Below are 8,298 nucleotides of genomic sequence, written 5' to 3'. Positions count from 1 at the left end.
GTTCGGCGGAGCGGCCGACCCGCAGTTCGATCCTGACGCGCGGATGACTGACGGCAAAGGCACGCAGCAGGTCCGGCAGGCCGCTGTCGGCAAAATCCTGTGTCGTGCCGATGGCGACGCGCCCGGCAGCGCGGGCGCCCTTCAGCGCCAGCCAGGCCTCGCGATGCGCGGCAAGGATGCGCCTGGCATGGCCGACGAGATCCTCACCCGCCGGCGTCAGGCCGCGCCCCCGCCCTTGCGGCGCCAACAGCGGCTCGCCGACGATTTCCTCCAGCCGCTGCATCTGGGCGGTCACCGCCGAGGGCGAACGGCCGACGCTTGCAGCCGCCTGAGCCAGCGAGCCACTGTCGACGAAAGCGAGGAAGGTCCTGAGCAGATCGGGATCGAGGGTTTCCATAATTCGATTGTATCGAATCTTTGATTGAAAACAATTCGATTTTTTTGACTCAATGATGATGACATGGTCCTTCCAACGGCAATCAGACGCCGCTCAAACCAAGGAGACGAGAAATGCCTATCATCACCGTCAGCGTCACTGGCAAGCCCGACGCGGCTCTTTCCGCTCGCATCGCCAAGGAGGCCACTGAAATCACCGCGACGCAGTTGCGCAAGGATCCGACGATCACCGCCGTTGCCGTGTCCTATATCGATCCGCAGCACTGGTTCGCCGGCGGCAAGTCACTAGCCGAGCATGGCACCAATACATTCTGGCTTGATATCAAGGTGGTCGACGGCACCAACACCAAGCTTGAGTTGGAAGCCTATCTGAAGGCGATCTTCTACGCCTTCAGCCGCCTGCTGGATGGCGTGCACGAGGAAAGCTACGCCTTCGTGCATGAAGTGCCGGCCGCTGCTTACGGCTATGGCGGCAAGACGCAGGAGTTCCGTTTCATCAGCGGACGGTTGAAGGCGGCGTGAGCAGCGCCGACTTCCCTTCCCCACGGGGAAGGCAAGAGGCGTACTCATCCGCATTGACCTTGCTCCCACATCGTCTAGGTTCTGGCCGAAGCGGCCGCAAAAGAGCCGAGATGCTAAAAAAATTGGGAGAGACGCGGCATGGTCCTGACACTGGCGCTGCTTGCGGGTCTTGTTCTGGCCTGGCTGCTGATCGGCGTGGTGGAAAAATTCCGCCTCGGCCTGCGCTTCACCCAGGCGCTGCTCTATGTGCCGTTTAAGCTCGCTTACCGGATCGCCGACAACCGTATCAGGATCGCTCGCAAGGCGCAGGCCCCGGTCATCTACGTCATCTCGCATCAATCGCGCTTCGAACCGGCTCTGATGCTGTCGCTGCTGCCAGACGATACGCTGCATATTCTCGATGAGGTCTCGGCGCGCGCGCCTTGGCTCGAACCGTGGCGCGAGCTTGGCCGCACCATCGCCTTCAATGCCGAACATGTCTTCGTCAGCCGCCGGCTGGTGCGCGTACTCAAAGGCAAGGGCCGGCTCGCCGTCTATCTGCCGGATGCGGTCGAGCCTGACGTCAAGACGTTTCGGCTGTTTCGTGCTGTCACCCGCATTGCCATGCAGGCCGACGCTCGTATCGTGCCGATCTTCGTCGGCGGCGCACGCAGCCTGTCGGTGTCGTTGACGCCAGCGGACAAGGCACCGCGGCATTGGTTTCCACAGTTGTCGATCAGCGTGCTGGAGCCGATGACCATCGCCGAACTGGTGGCGCGCAACCCCGACCAGGCCTCGAACACCAATTCGCTGTTCGACCGTGTCGCCGAAGCCCGGCTTTTCGGCACCGACCTCGATCGTGGCCTGTTCCTGACCATGCGCGATGCCGCTGACCGCGTCGGCGCTTCGCACCCGATCATCGAGGACGTCATCTCGGGCGCGCTGAGCTACCGCAAGATGTTCATCGGCGCCCGCGTCCTGGGCAGGCGCTTCGAAGCGATGACGGCGCCGGGTGAAGCGGTCGGTGTGATGCTGCCCAACGCCAATGGCGTCGTGCTGTCGCTCACCGGCCTTCTGTCGGCCGGCCGGGTGGCGGCGATGATCAACTACACGGCCGGGCCGGCGAGCGTGACTGCCGCGGTGCGCACGGCGGTGATAAGGACCGTGATTTCCTCCCGCGCGTTCGTCGAGAAGGCCGATCTCGCCGATATCGTCGCGGCGGTCGAAAAGGGCGGTGCAAAGTTGCTTTGGCTGGAGGATGTGCGGGAGAGCGTCACCGCGCTGGACAAGCTTGCCGCCGCCTTGCTGTGGCGCTGGCCGCTGCAACGGCAGGATGCGGCCAAGCCGGCGGTGATCCTGTTCACCTCAGGCTCGGAAGGCACGCCGAAAGCAGTCGTGCTGTCGCACAAGAACCTGCTTGCCAACGCCATGCAGGCCGAGGCGCGCATCACCATCTCGCCCGCCGACATCCTGCTCAACGTGCTGCCTGTGTTCCACTCCTTCGGCCTGACGGGCGGTACGATCCTGCCGCTGGTCACCGGGGTAAAACTGTTCCTCTACCCCTCACCGCTGCACTACAAGATCATCCCCGAGGTGGCGCGCAAGGTGAAACCGACCATCATGTTCGGCACCGACACGTTCCTCGCCAACTATGCGCGCACCGCCAAGGACGGCGATTTTTCCAGCCTGCGCTTCGTCGTCGCCGGTGCCGAGGCAGTGAAGCCGGAAACCCGCCGCGTCTATCGCGAGCGCTTCCAGGCCGAGATCATCGAAGGTTTCGGGCTGACCGAGGCGGCACCGGTGGTTGCCGTCAACACCGCCATCCATGGCCGCGACGGCACTGTCGGGCGGCTGCTGCCGGCCATGCGCATGAAGCTCGAGCCGGTCGAAGGCATCAGCGATGCCGGCCAATTGTGGCTAGACGGACCGAACCTGATGATGGGCTACATGACATCGGACCGTCCGGGTGAGCTGCAGCCGCTGACCGGCTGGCACGACACCGGCGACATCGTTGCGGTCGACCGCGAAGGCTTCATCACCATCCGCGGCCGCGCCAAGCGCTTCGCCAAGATCGCCGGCGAGATGGTGTCGCTGGGTGCGGTCGAGATGCTGGTGCAGTCGCTGTGGCCGGAAGAGCGCCATGCGGCAGTAGCGGTGCCGGACAAGAGGCGCGGCGAGCGCATCGTGCTGGTCACCACCGCCGACGACGCCAACCCGGACGAGTTGCGCAAATTCGGCAAACAGGCGGGCGCCGCCGAACTGATGGTGCCGAACGACATCGTCAAGGTGGAGGAAATTCCAGTGCTGGGATCCGGCAAGACGGACTATGTGTCGACGAGGAAACTGGCGATCGACAGGCTGGGGCTCGGCGTCGCCGCCTGAGTCAAATCAAGCACTCCGGCGAATTTTCTAACCTATATCGGAAGGCGGCACCTTCTCGCCCTCGAGCTTGGCGCGCTTGGAATAGGCGCGCACGCTGAACGGCAGGAAGATCAGGTAGCCGGCGACCGACGCGGTCAGCGTGTACCAGGGATAGGTCATCAGCAAGAGCACATAGAGCACGACACCAAGGATGATCGGCAACACCCTGTCACCCGGGATTCTCAGGCTCTTGCCGGAATAGACCGGCAGCCGGCTGACCAGCAGGAAGGCGACCAGGATGGTGAAGCCGGTGGCGACGAAGGCCGCCGGACGACTGGGCTCCAGCCCGGTGCGCAGGAAATAGAGATAGAGCGGCAGCATCACCAGCACCGCACCCGCCGGCGCCGGCACGCCGACGAAATATTCGGACTGCCATATGGGGCGATCGCCCTTCTCGTCGTCGAGCACGTTGAAACGGGCGAGGCGCAGCCCACAGGCGATGGCGAACAGGAGTGCTGCAATCCAGCCCGGCGAGCCGGCGCGGTCGAGCAGGAAGGCATAGAGCACCAGAGCCGGGGCCACACCGAAATTGACGATGTCGGCCAGAGAATCCATCTGGGCGCCAAATTTCGAGGTCGCCTTCAGCATCCGCGCCAGGCGGCCGTCAATGCCGTCGAGGAAGGCAGCAAGCAGCACCATCACCACCGCCGGCTCGAAGCGGCCTTCGAAGCCGAAGCGGATGCCGGACAGGCCGGCGCAGATGGCAAGCACGGTGACCAGATTGGGCAGCACCATGCGCATCGGGATCTCGCGGATGCGCGGACCGCCGCTGGCATGGGCCTCGAACTTTTTGTATTGCGTGCCCACCGTCAGGAAATCCGCACGAGGGGGGTGCCGGCGACACCGCCGAATTCGGCCAGCACGGTTTCGCCGCCGACGGCCGTCTGGCCAACGGCAACACGCGGCGTGGCAGCCAGGGGCAGAAAAACGTCGACGCGCGAGCCGAAGCGGATCAGGCCAAAACGCTCGCCAGTGCCTATCGAGCCGCCGGCCTCGGCCCAGCAGACAATGCGCCGCGCCACCAGGCCGGCGATCTGGACGGCGGCGATCGTGCCGTTGGGGCTCTCGATGACCAGGCCGTTGCGCTCGTTCTCAGTGCTTGCCTTGTCGAGTTCGGCATTGAGGAATTTTCCGGGCCGATGCTCGATTTTCGCAATACGGCCGCGCACCGGGGCGCGGTTCACGTGGCAGGAGAAGACGTTCATGAACACCGAGATGCGGGTCATTTCGACATTGCCGAGGCCGAGTTCACGCGGCGGCACAGCCGGCCCGACCGCCGAAATGATACCGTCGGCGGGGCTGACCACGAGGCGGTCGTCGACCGGCGTGACGCGCTCGGGATCCCGGAAGAAATAGACGCACCAAGCCGTCAGGATAAGGCCGATCCAGAACAGGATCGAAGAGAAATAGCCGAGGAAAAGGGTTGCCGCGCCAAAGGCCGCGATAAAGGGATAGCCTTCGCGATGGATCGGTACGAACGCGTTCTTGACCGTATCGACAAGGCTCATCGGGCTGGGGCGGGCTCCGTTTCAATTGCGGCCTCAATAGCCGAAAGCCCCCCTCGCCGCAACGCAACAATCGGCAAGGCCACATTGGCCGCAACCGGCAGCAGCGGTGATGCGCTAGCCTGTAGGCGTCGTTGCCGGCGGAATTCAGTGTCTCGCCGACCCACAACGCGCACGATGGCCGCCATGGGTGCTGTTCTGGCCACGCTGTCGGTGTCGGAACCGGGCCCCCTCGCACGTCCTTGGTGAGACAGCGTCCTCAACAGCCCTTCCGGCATGGCAACGCACAACCAGGAGTTCCACACATGCAGAAACCATTAGTCACCCCAGCGCGTCTCGTCACGGAAGGCCTTGCCTTCGGGGAATCGCCACGCTGGCATGACGATCGGCTCTGGCTCTGCAACTGGGGCACCGGCGAGATTGTCGCCATCGACGCCGGCGGCAACAAGGAGGTCGTGCTCACCGTGCCAGCCGTCCTGCCCTACTCCATCGACTGGCTGCCGGATGGTCGGCTGCTCGTCGTGTCAGGTCGCGAAGGCTTGCTGTTGAGGCAGGAAGCCGATGGAAGTCTCGTCATACACGCCGATCTGCATGACCTGTCGAAAAGCCCGTGGAACGAGATCGTCGTCGACGGGCGCGGCAACATCTATGTCAATGGCGGTGGCCCGGCGCCGGCGCCGGGCGAGCATTTCGGCCCCGGCACCATCGTGCTGATTGGCCCCGACGGCGCGGTTCGACAGGTGGCCGAGGATATCGCCTTTGCCAACGGCATGGCGGTGACCCCGGACAGCCAGACGCTAATCGTCGCAGAATCCCACGCCAACCGGCTGACCGCCTTCGACATCGCCGCCGACGGCAGCCTCGCCAACCGACGGATCTGGGCCGATCTCGACGGCTATCCCGACGGCATTTGCCTCGATGCCGAAGGGGCGGTCTGGTATGCGGATGTACCCAACAAGCACTGCGTGCGGGTGCGCGAAGGCGGTGAGGTGTTGCAGACGGTCACCGTCGATCGCGGCTGCTTTGCCTGCATGCTGGGCGGTGCAGACAGGCAAACACTGTTCATTCTCGCCGCCGAATGGCGCGGCTTCGAACACATGATCAGCGACGCCCGCACAGGCCAGGTGCTCAGCGTCGAAGCGCCGGCACCTGGCATCGGCTGGCCGTAAGAAGCCCTACTACAGCCCGGAGACCCGCTGATAGTTGGCGATGTCGGCCCGCACACCGAGCCGGGCGATCGTCTCCTGCGGGTTGAAGGCGATGCGCTCGTGCGCCGCCTTGACGATCGGCACGACGTTGTCCAGGGCCGCCTGGCTTTCCCATTCGACGATGGTCACAAGGTTGAATTCGCCCGGCCCCGAGAATTGCTCGAGCAGGAAGTCCTGCACGAAGCCTTGTTGCAGGCGCAGCAATTCATGCGTTGTCCGGACCTTGGCGAGTATCTCCTCGCGCGCGGCGGCCGGGACGACGAACTTGTCCACCCTGAACACGCTGCCGCCGTCAACATTCTGATTTGTCTTGCTCATTTCGATTGTTCCGTTCTTGATTCACGCTGGTTGGCGGGCTCCAAGAACGGCCTACAATCTCAACTTAAGTTGAGGTCAAGTGGAAATTTCGATTGATTTGTAGAAGGGCTCGGACGGCGACGCTGCCGATCTGCCCCTCGTGGGGGAGATGTCCGGCAGGACAGAGGGGGCGTGAAGGGTCGCCAACTTTCGGATGTCTTCAGCCAACTTTTGGATGTCTTCAAAAGAATAGCGGCGCCTGCACGAAAAGAACCGGAGATGACAGCGGGACAGCGCCCCCCTCTGCCCTGCCGGGCATCTCCGCCACGAGGGGGGAGATTGGCAGCGTCGCCTATGACACCTCCGACGTCCGCCGGCGAACGATGACGCCAAGCTCGTCGCCCTCGCGGGCGATGCGCAGCCGTTCCTCGGCTTCTGTCGCTTCGCGCTGGCGGTCCCACATCGAGGCATAGAGGCCATGCTTACGCATCAGTTCGGCGTGGGTGCCGCGCTCGGCGATCTGGCCATCCTGCAGCACGATGATCTCATCGGCCGTGATCACCGTCGACAGACGGTGGGCGATGACGATGGTGGTGCGGCCGCGGCTGACCAGATCGAGGGCGGCCTGGATCTCCTGTTCGGTGTGGCTGTCGAGCGCCGAGGTCGCTTCGTCGAGCATCAGGATCGGCGGCGCCTTCAAAATGGTGCGGGCGATCGCCACACGCTGCTTCTCGCCGCCCGAAAGCTTCAGCCCGCGTTCGCCGACCATCGACTTGTAGCCATCGGGCAATCGCTCGATGAACGGGCCGATCTGGGCGAGTTCGGCTGCCTTGCGCATATCCTCCTCGCTGGCACCGATGCGGCCGTAACGGATGTTGTAGGCGATGGTGTCGTTGAACAGCACAGTGTCCTGCGGCACCATGCCGATCGCGCCGCGCAGGCTCTCCTGCGTCACGTCCCTGATGTCCTGGCCGTCGATCAGCACCTGGCCGCCCTGCACGTCGTAGAAGCGGAACAGAAGCCGCGAGATGGTCGACTTGCCGGCGCCCGAGGGTCCAACAATGGCCACGGTCTTGCCGGCCGGCACCTCGAAGCTGACGCCCTTCAGGATCTTGCGGTTCGGGTCATAGGAAAAATGCACGTCGCGGAACTCGACCTTGCCGGCGCTGACCGCGAGCGGCCTGGCATCCGGTTTGTCGACGATCTCCTGCGGCACATCCAAAAGGTCGAACATCTGCTCGATATCGGTCAGCCCCTGGCGGATTTCGCGGTAGATGAAGCCGATGAAATTGAGCGGCACCGACAGCTGCATCAGCATGGCATTGATGAAGACGAAGTCACCGACCGTCTGCGTGCCGGCCTGCACTTCGAGCGCCGACATGCACATCACAATGACGGTGCCGAGGCCGAAGATGATGCCTTGGCCGAAGTTCAGCCAGCCGAGCGAGGTCCAGATGCGCGTCGCGGCGACCTCGTAGCGTGCCATCGAACGATCGAAGCGCTCGGCCTCCATGCCTTCGTTGTTGAAATACTTGACCGTCTCGTAATTAAGCAGCGAGTCGATCGCCTTGGTGTTGGCGTCGGTATCGCTGTCGTTCATGTCGCGGCGGATCGAGATGCGCCAGTCGCTGGCGCGGACCGTGAACCAGACATAGACCCAGACGGTGACCGCGACGACGGCCACATATTTCCAGCCATAGGTGTAGGCGAAGATGCCGGTGGTCAGCGCGAATTCGAGGATGGTCGGCGCCGTGTTGAGCATGATGAAGCGCACGATCGTCTCGATGCCCTTGGTGCCGCGCTCGATAATGCGAGACAGGCCGCCGGTGCGGCGTTCCAAGTGAAAGCGCAGCGACAGTTGGTGCATGTGGACGAAGGTGCGGAACGCGAGCTGGCGCACCGCGTACTGGCCAACGCGCGCAAACAGCGCATCCCTTAGCTGGTTGAAGCCAAGTTGCACCAGGCGCACG

General features: G+C 63.7%; 8 protein-coding genes. 3 read left to right on the top strand and 5 right to left on the bottom strand.

Going from position 1 to position 8,298, the window contains the following annotated elements; translation table 11 throughout:
• A partial coding sequence (locus EN993_RS26550; protein WP_127265245.1) for a LysR family transcriptional regulator occupies positions 1-397 on the bottom strand: 397 nt, incomplete at its 3' end.
• 113 nt (positions 398-510) lie between these two features.
• On the opposite strand from EN993_RS26550, the gene EN993_RS26545 reads away from it, so the two are divergent.
• Together EN993_RS26545 and EN993_RS26540 are read left to right on the top strand one after the other, a co-directional pair.
• Complete coding sequence (locus tag EN993_RS26545; RefSeq protein ID WP_126068575.1) at positions 511-918, top strand: 4-oxalocrotonate tautomerase family protein; 408 nt, start codon at positions 511-513, stop codon at positions 916-918.
• Between the two features lie 138 nt (positions 919-1,056).
• The gene (locus EN993_RS26540; protein WP_127265244.1) at positions 1,057-3,279 is read left to right on the top strand and encodes an AMP-binding protein; all 2,223 of its coding nucleotides are present in this window, start codon (positions 1,057-1,059) and stop codon (positions 3,277-3,279) included.
• Positions 3,280-3,306: 27 nt separating this feature from the next.
• Here EN993_RS26540 and EN993_RS26535 read toward each other — a convergent pair whose 3' ends face one another.
• Both EN993_RS26535 and EN993_RS26530 read right to left on the bottom strand, forming a co-directional pair.
• A complete protein-coding gene (locus tag EN993_RS26535; RefSeq protein ID WP_245463090.1) occupies positions 3,307-4,053 on the bottom strand; it encodes a phosphatidylcholine/phosphatidylserine synthase in 747 nt (248 codons plus the stop codon).
• Between the two features lie 74 nt (positions 4,054-4,127).
• The gene (locus tag EN993_RS26530) at positions 4,128-4,826 is read right to left on the bottom strand and encodes a phosphatidylserine decarboxylase (RefSeq protein WP_109662777.1); all 699 of its coding nucleotides are present in this window, start codon (positions 4,824-4,826) and stop codon (positions 4,128-4,130) included.
• Between the two features lie 302 nt (positions 4,827-5,128).
• Here EN993_RS26530 and EN993_RS26525 point away from each other — a divergent pair, with 302 nt between their 5' ends.
• A complete protein-coding gene (locus EN993_RS26525; protein WP_127265243.1) occupies positions 5,129-5,992 on the top strand; it encodes an SMP-30/gluconolactonase/LRE family protein in 864 nt (287 codons plus the stop codon).
• A 9-nt stretch (positions 5,993-6,001) separates the two neighbouring features.
• Here the strand turns inward: EN993_RS26525 and EN993_RS26520 are convergent, their stop codons facing one another.
• Both EN993_RS26520 and EN993_RS26515 read right to left on the bottom strand, forming a co-directional pair.
• A complete protein-coding gene (locus EN993_RS26520) occupies positions 6,002-6,349 on the bottom strand; it encodes an antibiotic biosynthesis monooxygenase (protein ID WP_127265242.1) in 348 nt (115 codons plus the stop codon).
• A gap of 331 nt (positions 6,350-6,680) precedes the next feature.
• Positions 6,681-8,298: ABC transporter ATP-binding protein/permease (locus EN993_RS26515; protein ID WP_164757819.1), on the bottom strand; the 1,618-nt coding region annotated here is incomplete at its 5' end.

Origin of the sequence: Mesorhizobium sp. M7D.F.Ca.US.004.01.2.1, assembly GCF_003997785.1 — a bacterium.
Lineage (GTDB): Bacteria > Pseudomonadota > Alphaproteobacteria > Rhizobiales > Rhizobiaceae > Mesorhizobium > Mesorhizobium loti.
Note: the sequence above shows the minus strand (reverse complement) of the source record. Positions and strands in the feature narration are given on the sequence as shown.